At 69.5% G+C, this 22,508-nt stretch carries 13 protein-coding genes; all 13 read right to left on the bottom strand.

The features are described 5' to 3' along the window. Positions 1-27 precede the first annotated feature (27 nt). The 13 genes from PS467_RS32520 to secD all read right to left on the bottom strand — a co-directional run bounded on the left by PS467_RS32520 (position 28) and on the right by secD (position 22,441). Positions 28-6,360: a protein kinase domain-containing protein gene (locus PS467_RS32520; protein ID WP_311038209.1), complete on the bottom strand. Its 6,333-nt coding sequence runs from the start codon at positions 6,358-6,360 to the stop codon at positions 28-30. Positions 6,361-6,530: 170 nt separating this feature from the next. Continuing rightward, the gene (locus tag PS467_RS32515; RefSeq protein WP_311038208.1) at positions 6,531-7,943 is read right to left on the bottom strand and encodes a DUF6177 family protein; all 1,413 of its coding nucleotides are present in this window, start codon (positions 7,941-7,943) and stop codon (positions 6,531-6,533) included. Beyond that, entirely contained in the window at positions 7,940-11,947 is a 4,008-nt protein-coding gene (gene eccCb / locus PS467_RS32510) for a type VII secretion protein EccCb (protein WP_311038207.1), read from the bottom strand. The genes PS467_RS32515 and eccCb overlap by 4 nt, the downstream gene beginning before the upstream one ends. A 7-nt stretch (positions 11,948-11,954) precedes the next feature. Next, positions 11,955-13,109, bottom strand: a complete 1,155-nt coding sequence (locus tag PS467_RS32505) for a MinD/ParA family ATP-binding protein (protein WP_432280664.1) — start codon at positions 13,107-13,109, stop codon at positions 11,955-11,957. Positions 13,110-13,119: 10 nt separating this feature from the next. Then, on the bottom strand, positions 13,120-14,493 hold the full coding sequence (gene eccD, locus PS467_RS32500; RefSeq protein ID WP_311038205.1) for a type VII secretion integral membrane protein EccD: 1,374 nt from the start codon (positions 14,491-14,493) through the stop codon (positions 13,120-13,122). Between the two features lie 13 nt (positions 14,494-14,506). Further along, on the bottom strand, positions 14,507-14,776 hold the full coding sequence (locus tag PS467_RS32495; RefSeq protein ID WP_311038204.1) for a hypothetical protein: 270 nt from the start codon (positions 14,774-14,776) through the stop codon (positions 14,507-14,509). 65 nt (positions 14,777-14,841) lie between these two features. Next, positions 14,842-15,477 (bottom strand): pentapeptide repeat-containing protein, encoded by a 636-nt coding sequence (locus tag PS467_RS32490; RefSeq protein ID WP_311038203.1) that lies wholly within the window; start codon positions 15,475-15,477, stop codon positions 14,842-14,844. Then, positions 15,458-17,596 (bottom strand): hypothetical protein, encoded by a 2,139-nt coding sequence (locus tag PS467_RS32485; RefSeq protein WP_432280663.1) that lies wholly within the window; start codon positions 17,594-17,596, stop codon positions 15,458-15,460. The genes PS467_RS32490 and PS467_RS32485 overlap by 20 nt, the downstream gene beginning before the upstream one ends. After that, positions 17,593-17,982: a DUF6507 family protein gene (locus PS467_RS32480; protein WP_311038202.1), complete on the bottom strand. Its 390-nt coding sequence runs from the start codon at positions 17,980-17,982 to the stop codon at positions 17,593-17,595. The genes PS467_RS32485 and PS467_RS32480 overlap by 4 nt, the downstream gene beginning before the upstream one ends. A gap of 60 nt (positions 17,983-18,042) precedes the next feature. Next, positions 18,043-18,354: a pore-forming ESAT-6 family protein gene (locus tag PS467_RS32475; RefSeq protein ID WP_311038201.1), complete on the bottom strand. Its 312-nt coding sequence runs from the start codon at positions 18,352-18,354 to the stop codon at positions 18,043-18,045. Positions 18,355-18,365: 11 nt separating this feature from the next. Then, on the bottom strand, positions 18,366-18,698 hold the full coding sequence (locus PS467_RS32470) for a hypothetical protein (protein ID WP_311038200.1): 333 nt from the start codon (positions 18,696-18,698) through the stop codon (positions 18,366-18,368). 929 nt (positions 18,699-19,627) lie between these two features. Further along, positions 19,628-20,011, bottom strand: a complete 384-nt coding sequence (locus PS467_RS32460; protein ID WP_311038199.1) for a hypothetical protein — start codon at positions 20,009-20,011, stop codon at positions 19,628-19,630. 129 nt (positions 20,012-20,140) lie between these two features. Beyond that, complete coding sequence (secD, locus tag PS467_RS32455) at positions 20,141-22,441, bottom strand: protein translocase subunit SecD (RefSeq protein WP_311038198.1); 2,301 nt, start codon at positions 22,439-22,441, stop codon at positions 20,141-20,143. Between the last annotated feature and the right edge of the window lie 67 nt (positions 22,442-22,508).

The raw sequence follows: 22,508 nt of genomic DNA, 5'->3' as shown, positions 1-22,508 counted from the left end.
CCTTGGGATCGAAAGAGGGTGCGGCGGTCAACGCAGGTGGAAGTAGGAGGCGTTGTGCTCGACGACGGCGTCCCAGTCCGCATCCGTGGGAAAGCGCACGACGTCCCAGCCGGCCTCCTCCAGGCGGTACCCGGCATCGATGTCGCGGGTGGAGTCGGGCCTCTGGCCGGGGGCGTCGACGAACACGGCGACGCTGGCCCCCTCCAGACGGAAGACGAGATCGGGGCACGCTCCGGCTTCCGGGACGAGGACGCCGGCCTCGTCCGGCAGCCGGTAGCCCTTCGCCCTCAGCCAGCCGAGCAGGTCACCCTGCGCGACAAGGGCCGCCAGATCCGCCTCCGCCGGGGTCGGCTGGGCGCTCGGGGACGCGTCGGCCGGAGCGAGCCTGCGGAAGCGTTCGCTTCGGGACTCGCCGCGGTCCTCCCGCTCGGTGCGGGCGCCGGACAGCCGCACCAGCAGCGGGCGGGCGGCGTGCCGGTTGAGTTGGCGGTGGTGTGTCTGGTTGGCGTAGGTCAGCAGGCAGGCGTAGCAGCCGCGGGCGCACTTCTCGCCGTCCGCGGGCCCGCCCTCGTCGTCGCCGGTCTCCGGGTCGAAGTGGCAGATCTCCAGTGCCGTCCGGGCGGCCTTGGCGAGGGCGTGCTTGTCGTGCTGGATGCGGCGCAGCACACCGGCGCCGCCCTCTGCGGCCTCCGTGAACAGCATGCGCCGGCGCGGACCGTCCTCCGGCGGCAGCAACTCCGCGGTCAGCTCGGAGTCCTCCAGCTCGAACGCCGCCTCGATGCCCCGCTCCAGCGCGTACAGGAACGACCACGCCACCGGCTCGGGCAGCGGCTCCTCCAGGGTGACCACGAGGATGTTGCGGCGGTCCTCGACGAAGGGCAGGACCCGCTTCTTGCGGCGCTTCTCGTTGCCGTCCTCGTCGACCACCGGCATGCCGGTGCCCTCGATGGCGTCCGCGGCGGCCCGGTCGTTGAGCCAGCGGCCGTCGCCCAGGTCCAGCCAGTAGCCGTCCGGCTCGCCCTCCTTGTCGCGGACACGGCCGAGATTGGTGATGCGGACGGTCGCGGAGTCGCCGTAGTCGAGGTCGAGGACGGGCGCCCCGTCGGCGTCGGCGACATGCGAGGTGAGGCGCCCTTTGCGGGCACCGTGGTCCTGGAAGGCGTACGAGGTCTCCAGACGGAAACCGGCCCGGCGACGCTCCTCCTCGTCGGAGGAGATCCGCTCGCGCGGCGTGGTGTACACGGTGTGCAGGTGGAGCAGGCCGGTGCGCTTGCCGTACAGCTCCGCCCCGCACATCGTGCACGTGTCGGAGCCGGGCTTGACGGCGTAGTGGTAGCCGCAGCCGTCGCAGCGGCGGGCCTCCGCCGTCGCCAGCTCGCCCGATGCGTCCGGCGGCAGCTGCACCCGGGTGACCTGATAGCGGGCGCCCTCGTGGTAGATGAGCGCTCCCGGGCCGAACTCGCGGATCGCGAGGAAGCGGGGACGCTGCAGATAGTCGCCGTCGGCATTGCGGCGGTTGCCGGAGCGCGGGATGTACGCGGCCAGCGGCAGCCGCGGGAAGCTGTAACCGGGCAGGAACCCCTCGGACGCGAGATAGCGGTACGGATTGAAGTCGCTCATCACCGACTTGCTGTCGGCGGAGCGGTTCAGCAGGAGGTTCGTCTGCGTCTCCGCCTCCCGCCGGCGCGAGCGCGCCCGGCTCTGCTCGCCCTGGGAGAGGGTGTGGTCGACGACGCGCTTGTTCTGCTCGTACTGGTCGATGACCGCCGCCCGGAACAGATCCCGCCACCGGTCGAAGGAGGCGTCGAACCTCTCCGGGGCCCGCTCGATCCGGTCCTCGATCCACTCGTCGTACCACCAGGTGGTCGACTCGAATTCCGCGATCAGCGGGGCGAGGACGGTACGGGCGGTGGCGGCCGCGCGCCTGCGGGCGTCCTCGTCCAGGGACGCGCCAAGGATGTCCGGGAGAAGGGGCAGCGGCATCTGGGGGTCGGGGCGGTCGTCTCCGTCGGGGTCGTAGGCGACGTCGACGACCTCGGGTATCGCCGTGCCGAGCTTCATCCCGGTCTCCGCCAGCCAGATGCCCTGGAGATGTGAGCGGACCAGATCCTCGTTGGCCAGATCCAGACGCGGCGGGGCCACCTGCCCCGCCACCATGTCCTGGGAACGGCGGAAGTAGTACTGATCGTGGCTGTTGCCCGTCGCACAGTACGTCGTCACCAGCGCGGGCTGACCGGAACGGCCCGCCCGGCCCGAGCGCTGCGCGTAGTTCGCCGGGGTCGGCGGCACATTGCGCATCATCACCGCGTTGAGCGAGGAGATGTCCACGCCCAGCTCCATCGTCGGCGAGCAGTACAGCAGCGGCAGTTCGGCGTCGCGGAACAGCCGCTCGCGCTCCAGCCGGTCCTCCGGGGTGACCTGCGCGGTGTGCTCCCGCGCGTACAGACCGGCCAGCTCGGCGGCCGCGGTGCGGTACAGGTCACGGAAGAACGGGTTGACGCGCGGGCCCTCGCCGCTGGTGTAGGTGCGCGCCAGGGGATCGATCGCGCCCCGCTCACCGTTCCCCGCCCGCCAGATCAGCGCGGCGGCCGACACCCGGTAACCGGTGCGCTTCTGAGCCGCACGGCGGCGGTAGGCCGGCCCGGACTGCTCGGGGGTCGCGTCCACCTCGCGCACCAGGTCGGCGTCGCGCAGCACCTTCAGCAAGTCCTCGATGACGGACTGGACGTCGTCCAGGGTCGCGGCGCGCAGGTCGGGCACGTTCCGCCGCAGGTACTTGCCGAACTTGCCGCGGGCCGACAGGAACTGCGCGGTCCGCTCCATCCCCGGCCGCGAGCCGTAAGGGTAGGCGGTGCCGACCGCGGGCCGGTCGCTCTCGCTGAGCACCCATGGCCCGGTCAGACGCTCTTCGCTCGCCCGCTGCAAGGTGTCGAAGTCGTCGCGGAAGTACTGCACATCGATGGCGAGGGCGCGCCGCATGAAGTCGAGCAGCGTCCGGGCGATCTCCTGCCGCAGTGCAGGATCGGCGTCGCGCAGAGCGGCGTGCGCGGACTGCCAGCGTTCGGGGTGGGCGGCGATCCAGTCCAGGTCCTCGTAGTCGATCCGCAGCAGCCCCGTCTGCTCCAGGTTCGGCATCGTGATGCGCCAACCGCGCTCGAGATCACGGTAGAGGCGGTATCCCACGACGTCCCGGAAGGCCTTGGTGGCCCGGCGCTCCATGGACGGGGGCAGGTCGGTGCCCGCCGCGTACTCGCGGGGCGTCAGGCCCATCACCTCGGTGACGGCCTCCGCCAGGTCGTCGTGGCGCAACCCCTCGTCACCGGCGCGCACCGCGGCCTGGTAGAGGGCGCCACGTAACTGGGTCACCTGAGCGAAGTCGTTGAAGTGTCCGGCCTGCAGGGAGGCGTCCTGCCGGTTGTCGACGAAGGTGAGGAGCTTGCGCGCCTCCTTGCCCAGACTCTCCTCCGGCACCGCCCGCAGGGACTTCACGATCGACGCGGAGATCAGCGAGGTCGCCGAGGAACGCCCCTCCTGGTCGAGCGTGGCCAGCTTGGCGAAGTCCCGGCCGCGGGTCTGCTCGTAGGAGACCTGGCAGTGCACGCAGAAGAGGAACGGCGCCGGGACGAACGCCGCCACCAGCCCCTCGCCCGACTCGTTCCCGTGGGCGTCCACGACGACGCGCTTGGGCAGACGCGGCCGGTAGGACTTCTTGACGACCGTCACGCCCTGCGCGTCCGGCTCCAGCCACGATTCCGGCAGCCGCCGGTCGTCCACGGCCTTCTGCGGGTCGGCCGGCCACTCGTAGTCCTCTCCGGGCATACCCAGGTACAGGTAGCCCTCGCCCTGGCGGCCCCCGGAGGCGGAGGTGTCCCGGCGCGGTTCGTAACCAAACGCGCCGCCGTCCTCGGTGCGCCAGACGGTCAGGTACTCCTGGCCGCACTCACGGCAGAACGCCAGCGGGAACAGCGGCTTGCCGTCGCTGTCCGGGTACTCCAGCTGGTAGGTGCGGGTGAGCGGCCGGGTGAGCGGATCCTCGAGTGTCGTGTAGACGGTGTCGCCCTTGGAGAGGAACTGGTGCAGCCGGAACGCGAACAGCGGCCGTTCCGTCACCGGATGCTTGGCCTGCGCCCCCGCCTCCAGGGTCGTCCGGATCGCCTCGCGCACGCTCTCCTCAGGCACCCCGGACCGCGCCCTCAGCTCGGCCGCCGCCTCCTCGACGGTGCCCGGGGCACAGCGGCGCAACCGCCCCGTACCCTCCTCGCGTTCCAGACCGAAGCGGGACTCCACCCAGCGGGCCAGTGGGTCCTTCGTCAGTGCCTCGTACGAGCGGGGTGCCGCCGGCACCCGCAGCCGCTCGGCGGGCACGGTCTCGGGGGCCTCCTCGGTCGCCCGGACCAGGGTCTCGCCGATGACCCGCTTCGGCAGCACCGTCGTACCGAACAGCCGGCCGGCGACCCGGGCCACCTCGCGCTGCTGGTCCTCCCAGGAACCCTCGGTGGACATGGTCGCCGAGGTGCCGATGCACTGCAGGGTCGCGGACGCGCGGCATGCCTCGCGCACCCGGCGGATCAGGAACGCCACGTCCGCGCCCTGCCGGCCCCGGTAGGTGTGCAGCTCGTCGAAGACGAGGAACTGCAGCCCCTCGGCCATGCGGATGAGGCTGGACCGGTCGTCCGGCCGGGTCAGCATCAGCTCCAGCATCACGTAGTTGGTCAGCAGGATGTCCGGAGGGTTCTTGCGCAGCGCCCGGCGGTCCTCATCGGACTCCTGGCCGGTGTAGCGGGCGAAGGTGACGGGCTCCCGGCCCTTCCCGAATCCGTGGCGCAGGTACTTCTCCAACTCCCCCAGCTGGGAGTTGGCCAGCGCGTTCATCGGGTAGACGACGATCGCGCGCACCCGGGCACCCGCGTCCGGCCCCGCCGCCTGGCGCTCCTTCAGCACGTGGTCCACGATCGGGACGATGTACGACAGCGACTTCCCCGAACCGGTGCCCGTGGTGAGCACATAGGAGTCGCCCGCCTGCGCGGCCTCGATTGCCTGCCGCTGGTGGAGATGGAAGGTCAGGGGCCGACCGTCCGGGCGTAGCGAGGTCTCCTTCTTGCCGGCCTGGAATATCTCCGCGCACTTCGGATGCAGCACGTGGTCCCGCACGAGGTCGGTGACCTGGCCGCCGTCGGCGAAGAACGGGTTGAGCGACAGCCACGGGTCGGGCCACTGCGACTTCGCCGCCAGGTCGGCATCGACGAAGTCCTCGATCCGGGCGTCCCGGATCACCGTGGCGCTCTTGGTGAAGTCCTCGTACTCGCTGACCAGATCGGCGTGGATACCGAAGACGTCCATCGCCTCGGGCAGGCGCGGCTCCCTGCGCGGCATGGGTGCGGGAGCGGCCGGGGCAGGTTCGGGCAGCAGGGCACGCAGCCGTGCCACCGGGTCCATCACCTGCCAGTGCGGAGCCAGCAGGGCAGCGGTATCGTCCGATGCGAGCGCGAGCGGGACCAGCGCCTCATGCACAAGGGCAGCATTCTCGGGCCGTAGTTCGGCGTCCTTCTCCAGAAGGCGGCCCACCAGCCGGACCAGCTCGGGGGGCAGGTCCGGGCGCACCAGGGTGAGCCGCGGCGGCTTCTCGTGCTGGTGCTGTTCGGAGAGCTCGTAGGGGGTTCTGGCGGAGAAGGGCGGCCGTCCGATCAGCAGCTCGTACAGGATGCAGCCGAGCGCGTAGAGGTCGGCCGGTGCGGAGACCCGCTCGGCACGGAACTGCTCGGGTGCCATGTACCGGGCCGTGCCGACGCTGACGCCTGTACTCGTCAGCCGCGTCTGGTCGGGGTCGTCGACGACCGAGCCCATGCCGAAGTCGAGGATCTTGACGGTGCCGTCGCGGGTCAGCATCGCGTTGGCCGGCTTCAGATCGCGGTGGACGACCCCGGCGGTGTGGGCGGCGGCGAGACCAGCGGCGATCTGCGCCCCGATGGCGGCGACCCATGAAACGGGCAGCTGAGGCTCTTCGTCAATGAGGTCCGCGAGCGGATGGCCGTCCAGGAGTTCCATGGCCAGGTAGGGCAGGCCGCTGCCGCCCGGTGTCCGATCCACACCACCGCCGATCAGCAGGGTGAGATTGGGGTGCCCCTGGGAGAGCATGCGCATGATCCGCACTTCGCGGCGGAAACGGTCGACGTCCTTGTTCGGACTCGACGCGTCGACGGCGACTCCGGTCCGGGCACGCAGCACCGTCTTGACCGCGACCTCCTGGTGTGGGGAGTCGGGGGCCGCTTGAAGGTCGTGGGCCCGGTGCACCTCCCCCATGTTCCCGCGCCCCACGATCCCTGTGATGCGGAACCGTCCGTCGACCGCCTCCAAGCCCACTGCCCCTCCCCGTGTCACCCATCACTTGCAAGGTGTGTACGCCCCGCACGAAGCGTACACCTTAACTCGCTAACGACAGTCGCACATATGCGTTGACGCCGTCAACAGACCATGCGAAACCAGGGGCGTCCAAGCATGTCGTGGGTCGTGTGTGAGGGGCTGACTGTCGGTCAGGTTCCCGCGCGCAGGTGTTGGGTGAGGCGTTTAAGGGTGGTCCAGGTCTGGTCGTTGGTGCCGTCGCCGAGGGGGTAGTGGAGGGCGGGACGGGAGGTGGGGCCGAGTTGGACGGGGGTGAGGTTGAGGGGTGGGTGCTGGGCGTGGTGGGTGCCGATGTCGTGGACGGTTTCGGGGCCGAGGGTGAGGGCGATGGGGTTGGGGGGTGTCGCGATGTGCGGGGGGATCGTGAGGTCGCGTGGGCCGTGGCGCAGTGAGGTGAGCATCGAGGTCAGGCCGTGGTCGGCGGCGGTGAGGGCCTCGGCCAGGCTGGGGATCGCCTCCAGTGGCGGGGGTTCGTGTTCGCCGTAGCCGAGGGTAAGGGTGATGTCTTCTTCGACTCCGGCGGTGGTGCGGGCGATGCGGATGGTGGCGAGAGCGGGGCAGTCGAGGTGGCCGATGGCGATCAGCGAGGTGGGTTGGGGTGCGCGTCGGCGGGCGAGGTCGGTCAGTTGGCGGGTGGACCAGGGCAGGTTGACGGGCTCGGCCGTGCTCCATCCGGCGGGTGGGGTGCCGGTGAGGTGGCGCCAGGTGGTTTCGAGGGCGCGGCCGAGGATGAGTTGGTCGTCTGCGGGGTGGCGGGTGCGGAGGGCGAGGATGAGTTGGCGGTCGCCGGTGTGCGGGGTGTTGGTGAAGGCTGGTGCGACGGGCGTGGTGCCGGGTGTGGTGTGGGTGGGGGTGAAGGTGCCGTTGTGCCAGCGCAGTACGGCGCCGGAGAGGCCGTCGTAGTAGCCCTCTTGTGGGTCTTGGACGACCCAGCGGTGGGGGTGTCCGCCCAGGGCGTTGCGGGTGGGGAGGGTGAGGCGGGCGGTGTTGGGGGTGACGATGTGGAGGGCGCGGTCGCTGGTGATGGCGGTGCGCAGGGCGTCGGAGAGCCAGCTCGTCATGGGGATGACGGGACGGTCCTGGAGGACGACCGCTGTCGTGTCGGTCAGGACGTCTATGGCTGGGTGGGGGGCGGTGTTGGCGGGGACTGTTGTGGTGTCGGTGGTGAGGGGGATGACGTCGGTGGTTGCCGCTTCCGGTGGCCAGGTGGTGCCGCCCAGGACGGTGGCGAGGCGTCCGGCGAAGGAGCCGGCGAGCGCTCCGGCCTCGGGTACGGCGGTGGTGGCGCGTGCTTCGGTCCACCAGACAGGGGTGTCCGGGCCGGTGGTTGCGGTGCCGAGGAGGCGGGCCGGTTCGCCGGGGGTGTGGATGAGGATGGGGGCCTCGATGGAGACGAGGGTGCTTCCGTCCGGGGTGCAGAGCTGGACGACGGCGCCGTCGGCGGCGGTGCGTACGCGCACGTCGGGGCCGCCCGCGTAGAGCCCGGCCAGCAGGGTGCGGACGTCGGGCATGGTCGGGGTGAGGGCGATGACGTCCTTGGTCACGTGGCGTGGTCCGGGGTGGTGGCGGGGGTGGTCTCGGGTGCGAGGGCGGTCTGGACGAGCTGGTGGGGGCGGCCGCGGCGGACCAGGGTGCCGCGGCCGGGTGGCTGGGCCGAGGCGTAGAGGCCGGGGAAGAGCTGGCCCTCGGTGCGGTCGCCGGTCATGACGAGGGCGGCGGTCCCGGTCTCCCGCAGGGTGGTCAGCAGTGGCTCGTACAGGGCTCGGGAGGATCCGGCGACGCGGCGGGCGATGACGAAGTGCAGTCCGATGTCCTGGGCGGAGGGGACGTAGGGCAGGAAGCCGGCCAGGGGCTGTTGCCCTGCGGTGGTGAGGATGTCGTAGTCGTCGACGAGGATGACGATGCGTGGCCCGCTGAAGGCGGGTTCGTCGGCGAGGGCGTCGTGGTCGACCGTTGCGTCCGGCAGGCGCTTGTCGAGTTCCTTGGCGATGCCCGTGGTGAGGGCTGCGGAGAGCTTGGGGTTGTGGGCGTAGCCGCCTCGGTAGGGCTCGGGGATGACTCCGCGCAGTCCCCGACGGGGGTCGAAGACGGCGAAGACGAGTTCGTCGTCCGTGTAGCGGTCGGTGAGCTGCCGGGCGATGAGCCGCAGGAGGTTGGTCTTGCCGCATGCGTTGTCGCCGAGGATCAGCAGGTGCTGGTCGTGCGCGAAGAGGTCCAGGTGTACGGGGGCGAGGGCGTCCTGGTCGAGGCCGATGGGGATCCGTGAGGGTTCGATGGCGGGCGAGGGGAGTTTCGTCAGGGGAAGGCGGCTGGGCAGGACGCGTACGGGGGAGGCGAGTTCGCCGTGCCAGGTGGCGCGGACCGTGCGTGCGGCCTCTTCGAGGGCGGCGGCGAGGTCGCCCGTTGCCGGGTGGGCGTCGATGCGGGGCAGGGCGACCTGGGCGAAGAGTTTCGCGTCGGTCAGGGCCCGTCCCGGGGTGTCGGAGGTGAGGGTTTCGGCGAGTTTGCGGTCGATGCTGGAGTCGGCGGGGTCGTTCAGCCGCAGTTCGACGCGGGTGCCGAACATGGACTGGGTGGCGATGCGTACGTCGTTCCAGCGCAGCATCCCGGCTACCACGTGGATGCCGTAGCCGCTGCCGCGCTTGAGCAGGTCGGTGATGGCGTCCTCGAGGTCGGCGAATTCGTCGCGCAGCGCGCCGAAGCCGTCGATGAGCAGCACGATGTCGGTGGAGGAGAGCCCGAGCAGGCGGCCCTGGGCGCGCAGGGTGCGGAGTTGGGCGATGGAGTCGATGCCGTGGTCGCGGAAGAGCTGTTCGCGCTCGTTCAGCATGGCGCGGACTTCGGCGACGGCGCGGGTGGCTCGTTCGTGGTCGGAGCGTCCGGCGATGCCGCCGACGTGCGGCAGGTCGGTGAGGGCGCTGAGTCCGCCGCCAGCCAGGTCCAGTCCGTAAACGGCGACCTCGCGGGGGGTGTGGGTCAGGGAGAGGGACAGGGCGAGGGTGCGCAGCAGGGTGGTCTTGCCGGACTGCGGGCCGCCGATGATCGCCGCGTGTCCGCCCGCGACGGTCAGGTCCAGCAGCCACTGGTCCTGCCACTGCCTGGCCGGATCGTCGAGGACACCGAGCGGCACCCGCATGTGGTCTGGGCGTCTGGTGAGGTGCAGGCCGCGGTCCGATGCCTGGACCGGCCCGGCCGCGGCGTCGAGGGTGATGGCCTCCGGCAGGGGCGGCAGCCAGATGCGGCGTACCGGCTCTGCAGCCCCGCGTAGTTGGTCGACCATCACCGACAGCACGGTGGGTCCGGTGTCCCGTTTGGTGCTCTCGAGCTCGGGAGCGGTCACGTGCTCCGGCGCTTGTTGGGTGTTGAAGGTCGGGTACGGCAGGGCGAGCGGTTCGTCGTCCTGGGGCTTGCGCAGGGATGGGCCTCGGTAGCCGCCGGAGACGTAGCCCGCTTTGAAACGCTCGTAGGTCGAGGTGTCGACCTTGAGATAGCCGAAGCCCGGGAGCGGCGGCAGGTGGAAGGCGTCGGTGGTGTCGAGGACCGTGCGGCTCTCGTCGGCGGAGAAGGTGCGCAGGCCCAGACGGTAGGACAGATAGGTGTCCAGGCCCTTGAGCTTGCCGCCTTCGATGCGCTGGCTGGACAGCAGCAGGTGCACCCCGATCGACCGGCCGATGCGGCCGATCGACAAGAACAGGTCGATGAAGTTGGGCTTTGCGGTGAGCAGTTCGCCGAACTCGTCGATGACCACGAACAGATGCGGCAGCGGCTCCAGCTCCGGCCGTCGCGTCGCGCGCAGCGCCGCGTAGTGGCCGATGTCGGCGACGTTCCCGGCGTCCTTGAGTACCTGCTGGCGGCGTTTGACCTCTCCGGCCAGGCTCGTGTGCACCCGCTCGACCAGCCCCGCCTGGTTCTCCAAGTTCGTGATCACACCGGCGACATGGGGCAGATCCTCGAACGGCGCGAAGGTGGCGCCGCCCTTGTAGTCGACCAGCACCAGCGCCAGGTCCTCGGGCGGGTGGGTGGTGACGAGGGCGAGGACGAGGGTGCGCAACAGCTCGCTCTTACCGGAGCCGGTGGCCCCCACGCACAGCCCGTGCGGGCCCATGCCCAGTTCCGAGGACTCCTTCACATCGAGGAGTACGGGCTCGTGGCGGTCGCTGAGCCCGATCGGCACGCGCAGGAAGGCCCGCTCGCCTCGCGGCGCCCACAGCCGGTCCAGGTCCAGCGCGGCCGGGTCGTCGATGCCGAGCAGTTCGGGGAAGTCCACCGGCCCGGCCACGGGAGCGCCCTCGGGCGCGGACGTGGCCGACAGCCTCAGCGGCGCGAGCTCGCGCGCCAGACCTTCCGCACCCGGGAGCGTGACGGCATCCACGGTGCCCGTCGCGCGTACGGGTTCCGGCGTGCGCAAGTCTTCGACCTCGATCCGCTCACCGTCGACGGTGATGCGCACACTCACCTGGTCCGGCTCGTGGACTTGCCGCTCCAACAGGTGCAGCACGGTGACGCCCATGTCGCGCAGGGCCACGGCCTCGTCCGGACGCGGCAGCTCACAGGCCGCCTCCCCGTACGCGTCACTGATCACGAGGAGCCGGTCGGTGAGCTGTAGCGCGTTCCGGTCGGACAGACCGCGTCGTACCTCGGCGGCGTACGAGGCGCGGCGTCGCAATTCTGTGGGCAGCAGTTTGGACAGCTGCGGCAGGCCGGCCGCGATACGGCGGGCAGCCACCGGACCATCACCCTCGTCCGTGTCCAGCACGTGGGGCAGCCATTTGCCCCAGGACCAGTCCTCCTCCCGCTCCGCGGGGAACGCGAAGCCCACGGCGAGGTCGTCCGGCGCGTGGGCCACGGCGGCCTGGAGCAGCAGCGCTCGGGCAACGCGCAGTACGCCCTCACGGTCGCCGACGATCGACACATCGCCCGCCCGGTCCAGCGGCACCGTGAGCGGAAAGTCGGTGGCGATTGCGAAGCGGCCCAGCAGCGCACGGGCCTCGTTCAGCATGAACGGGTCCGGCGGGGTCAGAACGCTGCCCGAATGCTGCCCCACCGTCAGCTCCTGCACCGGCACCTCGCCGACGCCCACCCGCACCCGGAGAAAATCACCGTCCAGCCGACGACGCTCCCACAGCCGCGCCGGATCCCGCACGATGTCGTACAGCGCCTCCGGCGGCGGATTCAGCACCCGCGCCCCCTGACGGCGCTCCCGCTCCAGCCGCCCGAACTCCTCGCGGAGCTCTTCCAGGTACTCCAGGTACCGTTCCCGTTGCGTGCGGCGCGTGCGCTGCGCCTTGCCGCGCTGGGACCAGAAGAGGGCAACGGCCCCCAGCAGGGCGAAGACCAGGACGATGGCACCGAGCGCGGCGAACTGGCTGTTGCGGATGACGGTCATCATCACGACCGAGCTCATGACGCCGGCCAGCGGCAGCATCGTGGTCGCCGCATTGCCGATCTTGCCCTCGGGCAGGTTGGGCGGTGGCTCTACGGTGCGCGGGGAGGCGGGGGGAAGCGGACGGGTGCTGCGGGCGGGCCGGTGGATCACACGCTGGGTCATTCCGTCCTCACCGCACCCTTACAGCGCGCCGCATCACTTCGGCGGCCAGCATGGTGGCGGCCTCCCGGGTGTCCCGTCCCAGCATGGCGTTCAGAATGGGGCCTCCTCCGCCCAGATGGCGGTCGTATGGAACGGGTACGACCGCCGCTCCCGTCTCCCGCAGGTACGCGCTCGCCGCCCGCACATCAAGTGTCGTGTCTGGGGAACTCGCCGTGAGCGCCACCACCGTGCTGTCCAGGGCTGCGTGTGGCAACTGGGCAAGCCAGTCCAGGACGACACGGGTGCCGTTGACGCCCTCGGCGGTCATCGGCGCGGCGACCACGCGGGCGTGCGCGGTGTCCATCGCCGTGCGCGCCACCTCACCCGGCAGCGTCTCGCAATCGACCACGGTCACCGCGAAGTACCGGCGCAGCGCCATCGTCACCGTGCGGTATGTGCGGACATCCAGCGGTGCCCCCACCCGCCCCTGACTCGCGGGCAACAGCCAGCCGCCGTCGGCCACCGGCACCAGATAACCGATGACATCCGTCAACTGCATGGATGGGGTGAGAATCTGCGCCAGATCCGAACACGACCAGCGCACGGACTCCGCACCGAGCCGCACCGGCAACGTGCCCAGAGCCGTGTCCGCCTCCAGCGCGAGCACCGGATCCCGCCGGTAGTGATTGAAGATCCGGCTCAGCAAGGCCGTCACCGTGGACTTCCCCACTCCGCCACGTATGGACGTCACGGCGATCACCCGCCCGGTGGTCACCGGCTGCTGCACCTCCTGCGCCAGCCGGGTGCCCTCCGTGACCTCCCGAGCCACGGAACTCCCCAGCATGCGCACGGCGCGGCGGGCCCGCCGCGCCATCGAATCCCCGTGCAGCGGACGCCCCAACGCGCCCGACAGCCGGGGATCGACCGTCGGAGCGGACTCCGGCGTGTGTACGGGGAGCCCCGGATCCCGGGACCCCCGGCTGCCGGGCGGTTGTGGTCCAGGCGCCGGAACCTGGGCGTCGGTCCGCGCGGAGTCGGACCCCGCATCCACCGGAGGTGCGGACGAAGGCGAGAGCGATGCCGAGGCGGGCGGCACCTCCGCGGAACCCCTCTGCACGTTCTCCTCGGCTCGGCTCTGGCCCAGCTCCCGCAACACGTCCTGCTGCCAGTCCCCTTGAGACATGCCGCCACTCCTACGCGAAGGTGTCCAACAGGCGCCCGTAGACCCCGAACACCCCGATCAACAGCGGAAGCAAGGCACACACCCCGGCCGACTCGACCAGATCCCCCGCACGCCGCAGACGCACCCGGACATGCTCGGCGGGCTGCACCGCCAAAGCCCCGAGCGAGATGACCGCGAGCGCGACGAGCACGGCCAGCGGCCCGTAGGCCGAGGAACGCTCCAGCCACACCACGATCAACCGCAAGACCACGACCACACTGGCCAGCAGCACGCCCACGACCTCGACGGTCAACGGGAAAGCCCGGGCGCGAAGCGCCACCACCACGGCCACGACCACGGCCAACAGAACCGTCCACACCGTGGGCGAACGCAGCACGATAAACCCGGCCGCACCTGCCGAGACGGACACGACGAGCGTGGCGAGCGCCAGCCCGCGATGTGTGGCCGTCAACGCCGTGGCCACTTCGTGGCGGCTCACCGACGTTCCACCCGAGCGCCGGTCGTCCAGTGCGGACAGCCCCGACGCCATCATCGCCAGCCGCGGCACCACACTCAGCACCACGACCGACACGACCGCCAGAACCGCTCCCACACGGGCCTGCTCCCCAGCCGTCGCACCGCCGCCCTGCAACGCCAAGGCAACTTCCCAGCCGACGGCCATGACCGCGACCGCCCCGGCCCCGATCAGCCCACCACGCCCCAGCGGCGAAAACCACCCCAGGAGCAACAGCGTCAGCGCCACGGCCCCTGCTGTCCCGGCGAGCCGCGCCGCACCCGACCACGCCTGCGCGTCGGCCAGCGTCCACGCGCCCAGAACACCGAGCGCACCCGCCGCGACGATTAGCGCCGTGGCCACCCCACGACGCCCCGCACGCCCCGTACGCCCGGTCAACGCGCCCGCCACAGCCAGCACCAGCGCCGCGAACAGCACGACGGACATGACAGAGGATGACGCGAACTCGCCACGAGCCACCAACCCCGCGGCCAGCACCCACACGACCATGGCGACCCCCGCCGACACCCGACGCGCCGCCGGGCGCCAGCGCCAGGCGCGCAGGCCAAGGTCCTCCGCCACCTCATCGCTGACGTCATGCACCACCGGCGCCGACGGCGCGTCCTCGACACGCACAAGCCGCAGCACCGCACCATCCGGCACCCCGGCCGACTCCAGCGTGCTGTCCTGCGCCAACGCCGAACCGCTGACGGTCACGAGGTGCCGAGACGAAGGCCGCGCCGCAACCTCATCGTCCAGCAGCCGCAGAATTTCCGGCAGCAGCCGACCGATCGGTTCCTGAGAAGGAAGGACGAGATCAATGCGTCGCCGCTCGCCGACGAGAGTGACCCGACTCAGTTCCGTACCGCTTGTCGTCCCCGCTGCTACCACGCGTTCGAACCTATCATCGGGCCGAACTCCCCACGGATGGCGCGATCGAAGGCGCCGAAGGCCCATACGGACTCTGTCCGGTGACCCGGTGTGAAATGAACGACCAGCCCACGCATCCGGCACACAACACCCCGGCAATCACCGTCCCGACAACAACCTTTCCCAGCCGCTCATCCACCGACCGCCGCTGCCGCTGCGTTCCCAGCAACAAGGCATCCCGCAACCGCCGACGCCGCACCGACACCGATTCCAGCAATTGACTGTCGTAGTCCTGCGCTGCCATGGTCGTTCATTACCTCTTACAACGGTGTACGTCGCCACCTCGGGATTTAGGTGACCTGTCACGGTCTAATTTCCAGAGATTACGTGGACGTTGCCGCCTTTTCTTCTTATCCAATCTTCCAGGGCAGCGCCCCCCAGCGTGCGAACAGAGTCCTGCTCGAAGATTTTCACAGGGCCAAAGACTGATCCCGATACCCCATGGAGGATGGTCGAATGATTCATGAGGACCTTAAACGAGTTCTCCCGCAACATTGCATCGGTCAAGTCTGCGTCGCGGAGGTCCACGTCGAGCAGCGATGCCCCCATGAACTGTGTACCACGACAGTGCGTCCGTGAAGCGTCGACATCGCACAGAGATGCCTTGACGAGGTCTGCCCCGTCGAGGGTGGCTCCCCGCAGAACTGCGTCGTCAAAATTCGCCCGCACGAGGGATGCCCGGGTCAGGTCTGCCCCGGTGAAGTCCGCGCCTTGCGCGTCCGAGCGGTAAAGGTCGGCGTCGATCAACTTTACGTTGACCAACTTGGAGTCGGTGAACCAGGACTCGGAGAAATCGCCTTGCGAAAGATCGGCGCCACTCAGATCGAGCCCGACGGCGTCGAGCCCTCCTTCCTCACTCTGCAGCCATTCCCGCAGGCGCTGTGCCGCTTCGGAGTCGTCAGGGTATTGACCCGGAGCCCAGCCTTTACGGGTACCAGATGACATGATCTTCCCAGCCGTTCCTCTGGACAATGGACTTAACGTCGTCTATCGCCGCTTGATTTGCGTTTCGTACATCAATGATAACCGTGCGACGTTTCTCGACTATCTGCTCCGACAACTTCTTGACCCATTTGCCATTGTTCGCCGGATTATATGCACCCCGGAAAGACTGAGACTTGTCGCGCACGTTGTTGAAAGGCGGCCAGTCAGAATGGACACCCTTGATGTCGTAGTACTTCCCGGTGCTAGGTGAGTAGAATTCTCCGCGGTCAGCTTCTACGGGACGGCGAATATCGTCTGGAAGACGGCCCTGCTCGCGTAGGTCCAGGCCAACTCTCGCTTCGTCCTTCGAAGGCTCGGAGATACCGCCATTCTTGTCTGGATCTCGCTGAAGGTGATCGAAGTCGCCTGTACTTCGCTTCTCCACTTCTTCTAGATGTGTCCAATGCGCTGCTCTCTGCGCGGCAGTCATTTCGGGCGGCGGATCATTCACACGCTCAGTAGATGACGCGCCGGACGGGTCTCCTTCCGGTGGAGTCTTGGCAGTATCGCCTCCTTCGCTGCTGTGGTCTGGCATCAGATCGCTGTCGTGACCGCCTGAGGCGCTTCCGCCAGAGCCAGGGCGGCTGTCACCTGTTTCTGTGTGCCCACTGCTGTGTGGTACGTCGCGGCTGGTGGATGAGTTAGGGGAATCATGGTGCTTCCTGTCGGGCGCTTTGTCGGACGCAGGGCCCGCGCCTTCACCCGAGGCACTTCCAGAATGCATGGACTCAGCCCGGGAATGACCTCCGACTGCGGCTGGTTCCCGCTGCGCGGGTGCGGCCTCGTGTTGGGAAGCTCGCTGGTCCGCCCGCGGCTCCTGGCGTGGTGTGTCGTGGACGGGATTGCCGTCCGCATCCAGACGGATGAACGCGCCGTCCTCGATGCGGACCTTGGAGCCGTCAGAGAGTTCGATCTGGCTGTGGAGGCGGTGCGTACCGGGGGCGTTGTCGAGGGCGTGGATGGTGGCTGTGAGCTCAGAGAGCTTGGGCAGCGAACTGGCTGCTTTGCCTCCTACCTTGAAGGCTGCGGAGAGCGGGTCGAGATACTCGCCGATCTTGGCAGCCCCTTGGGCTGCCGCGCCTGCCTTGCCTCCCTTGATGGCTCGCGCGGCCGGAACCGTACCGAGGGTTAAGGCGTTGAAAACCACGGTCGCCGATGCACGGGCGGGGTTCTCGCTCCACATGTCCCAGGCGACCAGGGACTTGCCGAAGTCCTTGGCGGCCTGCTTCTGCCGAGTCTCCTCGGGGCTGTCCTGGTCCTCCCCGAACGCCCAGTCCATGAACGCGTCGTAGGGCTTGATGGTGTACTGGCCGACGCCGCCGACGACATCTCCGAGATGCCCCCAGGCCTTGCCGGCCGCGTCGCCACCGTCGAGTCCGGTGAGGGTTTTGAGGCCCTTGAGTCCGCCCCAGATGTTGTCGACGATCAGGCCGTCCCAGACGAAGCTCTTGAAATGGTGGCCGAAGTCAAGAGCGTCGTAGGTTTGGCTGACCGGACTGCCCCAGGGGAGTTCCTTGGCTTGTTCGAGGCTGTCGAGATCGTAGCCGTACATCACCTGCTTGCGGTTGTGCGTGTGGCTACCGTCGTCCGCCACGAACTTCGGGCCGCCCACGAGCCCGGAGATGGTGGTGGAAGCCTTCCGCTCGGCCTCCTGGAAGGCGGCCACGGCAGCGTTCACGCCGTCCCACAGTTGCTGATGACGGTCGACCTTGCCCTCGTCCTCGGTCCAGTCGTCATCACCCTCGACGCTGTCGACGAACGCGAAAGCATCCGCCTTGAGCTGCTTCAGCCGTTTGACGAGCGGGCGGATCTCATAGGCGAACGTGTCCAGCGCGTCGGCCACTGTCTCCAGGTCGCCGGCGAAGGCGTCGGCTTTCACAGCCGCCGGCCATGTGGAGGCGAACAGCTGGTCGGCCTCCGGCGCTGTGTAGAAGGCCTCCAGCATCTGGAAACGGGAGTGAGCGTGCATCCCGCCGTCGCGGATGGTGATCGCATCGCCGCGCAGCCCGGAGATGTCCTTGTCCAGCTGCTCCAGATCGCCGGTGAACTCCGGGATGCTCGCCGGATCGATCATCTTCACTTGTGGCCGCCACCCCGTTTGTCGTCGCCCGGCAAGTCGATCGTGGGTGCCGCGAGGGCCTTGTGCTGCGCGTCGGCAGCCATGTGGTGATGTCCGGCGATGTAGTACGCGGTGGCCTCGCGCGCGCCGTTCGCCGACTGGGCCGCCCGTGCCCCGATGAACAGTGCCTCGCGCGTGGTCTTCTCGACGAACAGTGCCAGAGCCGCCCCGACCGGGCCGGTCGTGGCCGCCCCGCACATGGGCTCGCTGATGGTGCCGGCCGAGGTGGCCGCGCTCTCCATATTCTTCCCGTATGACCTGACGCCTGCGTCGATGTCGTCTATCGCGTCACCCACCAGCGAGGTCACGAACTCGACCCCGGACGGGGTGATGTCCCACTTGGACATTGCCCAAATCCCCCAGTTACCGCCCCGTCACCTGCTCACCGCGCCCTCGAGTCTCACGGATCAACCGATGTTGTCCACGGCCGACTTGGCCTTGGCGAGCGTCGACTGAGCGGTGCCGTCGTTCTTCTCCAGTGTCGAGCGCACCAGGCGGATGATCTCCCGCACCTCGGCCGCCGCACGGTTCCAGCGGACCTCCTTGCCGTGGTATTCGTCCGAGACGCCGTCAGCGGTGAAGTCCGCCATCGCGGCCTTCACCGCACGGTCCCGGTCGGCGAGGACCTGCTCGAGTTGGCCGATAATCCCCTGCAGGCTGCCCTGCACCTCCACCGAGGCGCCCACGTCGTAAGAGTTACGGTCCTGGCTCTGCCCCATCGGGAATCCCCCTATCGCCCGGAGAAGCGGGCGGCCTCAAAATTCGCACTGGCCATGTGCTGGTGGGCGTTGTCCTCCTGCTCCTGATCACCCGTGGCGAACGCGGTGTCCATGCCCGACTGTCCGCCCAGGATGGACTGCAGGGAACCGTTCAGCGCGGCCGAGATCTCATCAGCGCGGAGCTTGAACGAGTCGAACGCCACCTTGCCGGCACCGTTGAACTTCCCCTCCAGCGGCTCCGCGGCGGCGATCAGCAGCCGGATCAGTGCCCCCAGGTCGTCGCTGGACCCCATCGTGCTCTTCCCGAGAGTCGACAGAGTCGTACTTCCCATGTCGAACTTCATACATCTTCCCCCGGACGCCTCGCGTACCGTTTGATAACCGATGGTCGCGGTTTGCGCTCGTCGCTGTGACGTCTCGTGCGCATGGAACATCCTCCCGTGCAAGGCGTGACGCACGCAACGCGGTTGGTCGCGGCGCGGTGCGATTCGGACTGATTCGCCCGGGTCGGATCGGGCGTGTAGGGGAGCTCTGGTCCGGCACATACCCGTCCATCCCGTCCCGCGTCATTTCCCTACCGAAGTCTGCTGCACGTGCGGCACGGTCACCTGCGTTGCCGCACCGACGCGCAGCGGATCCAGCGTAGGGCGAAGCTCTGACATGTGCCGTGGGCGGGTGCCGAATTCCAAGCTGATGCCGATCGGGGCCTTCGCCCGGCGCAGTGGGCTGACTGCAAGCGCCTAGCGGTTCTACGCCGACTCCGGGTTGCTGCCCGCCTGTCGAGGTCGACCCGGTTGGCGCCCGGGAATGCCGTTCCTTACGTCAAACGTGCCCGAGCCTGCCGCTACCGGAGACGCGGTTGTCTCCCCCGGTTGTCAGGCTTGCACGGTGGGCCGGACGACGACCTCGCTGATGTCGATGCCGACGGGCTGCTCGATCGCGTAACCGATCGCGGAGGTGACGGCGGAGGGTGGGATGGCGATCTCGTCGCGCGTCCCAGTCGTCCTGGCGCAGTTCGTCGAACGGTGACACCGCCATCGTGCCGGTGTTGGAAACCAGGACATCGAGCCGGCCGAACCGGTCGACCGCCACGTCCGTCAGGCGCTTGAGCACGAGCCGGGCGACGTGGGCAGTGCGACGCTGTACCGGAACGTCGCCACCCGTGAGGCGCTGATCCCGTCGAGGATGTCAGCGCTCATGAGAAGGCCGGGGTGGCCGGGGCTGGCGGAGAGGCGGGCGCCTCCGGTCCGGAAGCGCCCGCGGTGCGGTCATGTCAGCACGTGTTGTCGGCGCGCCAGGTGACCTTGTGCACGGTGGTCGGGTTGTAGAAAAACTGCCTGCTCGCCTTGCTCGTCGTGACGCACACCGTGCCGTCCACCGGGACGGTCCCGTCGTTCATGTAGGTGGTGTATTCCACGTCGACGGCGCGGGACCCGGTGTTCTGGAACACGAGCCCGTCGGCGTCTCCGGACCAGTCACCGCTGGTCATCAGGACCGGGGTTTCGACGGGTGTGGGGTAGGACGCGAAGGTGGGCCACAGACAGAAGTTGCCGTCCGGGCAGGCGCTGCTGCCCGCCGCCGACGCGCTGGGCGCGGTGGCGGCGATGCCCGCGAAGGCGGCGGATAAGACCACGAGGGTGAGGGAGCGCTTGCGCATGACGCTGTCCTTTCGTCGCTGTGTCACGGGTACGGGCCCGCCGTTCTGGATGAGTGACCGAGCGGGTGGCACGTGGTCGGCGCGGCGGGCGCCGTGGGGAAGGACGTGAGCTCGGAAACGACGGTGACACTATCGAGCGGTTTCCTCGGGGGTCGACACCGCGTTCTGCCCCGAGGGGGAGTGTCGCCGGGTGAATCGCGACGGCCGCGGACGCGACGCCTTCCGGGGCGGGTGGAGCTCGATGGTGAGTGAGGCGGCGGTGAAGACGGAGGAGTAGGTGCCGACCGCCAGGCCGATGAGCAGGGCGAGGGCGAAGTCGGCGAGGGTGTCGTCGGCGAGGACGGCGAGGGTGGTGAGGATGAGTGCCGCGCCCATGCCCGTGTTGACGGTACGGGGCAGAGTCTGCAGGATCGCCCGGTTCGTCAGGCGGGGAAGCGGTGTGGTGCGGTCGCGGTCGAGCAGTTCGCGGACGCGGTCGAAGAGGACGACGGAGTCGTTGACCGAGTAGCCGATGACGGTCAGCAGGGCGGCCAGGAAGACCCCGTCGATGGGCTTGCCGAGCCAGGCGAAGGCGCCGATGAGGATCACCACGTCGTGGGCGAGCGCGACGACGGCCGCGGTCCCGAAGAACCAGCGGAAGCGCACCGCGAGGTACAGCAGTTGGGCGCCCAGGGCGAGGGAGAGCGCGATGAGGGCGTTGCGGCGCAGTTCGTCGCCCATGCTGGGGCCGATCAGCTCGTCGCGGACCTTCTTCGTCTCGCCGCCGAGGTCGCTGATGGTTTCGGTGACGGTGGCCTCGTCGGCGTTGGTCAGGTTCTCGGCGCGCACCGTGAGCCCGGTGTCACCGGAGGACTGCACGACCGCGCGGGGGAACCCGGCGTCGGTGAGGGCGGTGCGGGCCCGGTCGGGGTCGACGGAGGTGCTGGTGGTGTACTCGATCAGCCGGCCGCCGGTGAACTCGATGCCGAAGTCCAGGCCGCGGACGAGGATGCCCGACGCGGCCAGGGCGGCGAGTGCGGCGGAGGCGGCCAGCCAGCGGCGCGGACGGCGCATCAGGAACGGGTCGCGGCGCAGCAGCCGGTCGCGGACCCAGCCGGTGCTCGCGATGCCGGTGACGCGGGGTCGGCGGAAGACCGCGGGGCGGTTGGCCGCGTACTCGGCGAGCACCCGGCTGATCACCAGGGCGCTGACCATCGAGGCGAGGACGCCGATGGCGAGGGTGATGCCGAAGCCGCGCACCGGGCCGGAGGCGAAGGCGAACAGGAGGGCCGCGGCGATCAATGTGGTGATGTTGGAGTCGGCGATCGCGCTGAGGGCTCCGCGGAACCCGGCCGTCAGTGCCGATCGGGGGGTGGGGCGGCTGCGGGCCGCGTACTCTTCGCGGGCCCGTTCGAAGACCAGGACGTTGGCGTCCACGGCCATGCCGATCGCCAGGACGAACCCGGCGAGGCCCGGCAGGGTCAGTGTGGCGCCGAGCGCGGCCAGGGCGGCGTAGGAGATGAGGGCGTAGCAGGCCAGGGCCGCGGTCGCGAGCAGGCCCATGAGCCGGTAGACGGCGATGATGAACAGCGCGGTCAGTGCGGTGCCGATGCCGGCGGCCCAGGCCGCGGCCTCGATGGCCGCATCGCCGAGCGTGGCGCCGATGGTGCGCTGTTCCACGGTCTCGACCGGTACGGGCAGGGCTCCGCCGGAGATGAGCAGGGCCAGTTCGCGGGCTTCGGTGTCGTCGAAGGAGCCGGTGATCTGGGTGGTGCCGCCCGGGATGCCGGTCCCGCACCGTACGGAGGGGTCGACCTGCGGCGAGGAGATGATCTTGTTGTCGAGGACGATGGCGACCCGGCGCTGCGGGTCACCGGCCGGGTGGCAGGCGGCCCGTGCGGTGACCTGCCGCCATTGGTCCTGGCCGGTCTTGGAGAAGTCGACCGCGACGTGCCATCCGGCACCGCCCTGCTGGTCGAAGCCGGCGTCGGCGCCTTCGACGTCCCGTCCGGTCAGATCGGCGGCCCCCAGCCGCAGGGGCTGTCCGGACTCGTCGGGCAGAACGCGCTCCTTGGCCGGATCGGTCGCCGGGGCGGTGGCGCCGTCGGCGGTCCGGGCCGGGCCGAGGACCGCGTGGACGGTGAGCTGCGCGGTGCGGCCCAGCACGTCGGCGGCCTTCTTCGGGTCATGCACGCCGGGCAGCTCGACGAGGATGCGGTGGTCGCCGGAGCGGACGAGGGTCGGTTCGGCGACGCCGAGCGCGTCGATGCGGCCGCGCAGCACTTCCACGGTGCGGTCGGTGGCCGCGGCGTCGGCGTCGGTGGTGGGGGTGGAGCGGGTTTCCAGCATGATCTGGGTGCCGCCGCGCAGGTCGAGGCCGAGGCGGACGGGCGTGGTGAGGGCGATGGCCAGCGATCCGGCGATCACGGCGAGGGCGAGGAGCGCACGCACGCGCAAGGACCTGGTGCGGTTGTTCCGGCGGTTGTTCCGGCGTTTCAACACGAGCCTCCGGCAGGCA

The sequence above is a fragment of the Streptomyces luomodiensis genome (assembly GCF_031679605.1).
Classification (GTDB): Bacteria; Actinomycetota; Actinomycetes; order Streptomycetales; family Streptomycetaceae; genus Streptomyces; species Streptomyces luomodiensis.
Note: the sequence above shows the minus strand (reverse complement) of the source record. Positions and strands in the feature narration are given on the sequence as shown.

Bases quoted from the DNA above. Each gene is read 5' to 3' on its own strand.
- PS467_RS32460 (WP_311038199.1), bottom strand. From the start codon at position 20,011: ATGCGCAAGCGCTCCCTCACCCTCGTGGTCTTATCCGCCGCCTTCGCG.
- PS467_RS32490 (WP_311038203.1), bottom strand. From the start codon at position 15,477: ATGTCATCTGGTACCCGTAAAGGCTGGGCTCCGGGTCAATACCCTGAC.
- PS467_RS32480 (WP_311038202.1), bottom strand. From the start codon at position 17,982: ATGTCCAAGTGGGACATCACCCCGTCCGGGGTCGAGTTCGTGACCTCG.
- PS467_RS32470 (WP_311038200.1), bottom strand. From the start codon at position 18,698: ATGAAGTTCGACATGGGAAGTACGACTCTGTCGACTCTCGGGAAGAGC.
- PS467_RS32475 (WP_311038201.1), bottom strand. From the start codon at position 18,354: ATGGGGCAGAGCCAGGACCGTAACTCTTACGACGTGGGCGCCTCGGTG.
- PS467_RS32495 (WP_311038204.1), bottom strand. From the start codon at position 14,776: ATGGCAGCGCAGGACTACGACAGTCAATTGCTGGAATCGGTGTCGGTG.
- eccCb (WP_311038207.1), bottom strand. From the start codon at position 11,947: ATGACCCAGCGTGTGATCCACCGGCCCGCCCGCAGCACCCGTCCGCTT.
- PS467_RS32505 (WP_432280664.1), bottom strand. From the start codon at position 13,109: ATGTCTCAAGGGGACTGGCAGCAGGACGTGTTGCGGGAGCTGGGCCAG.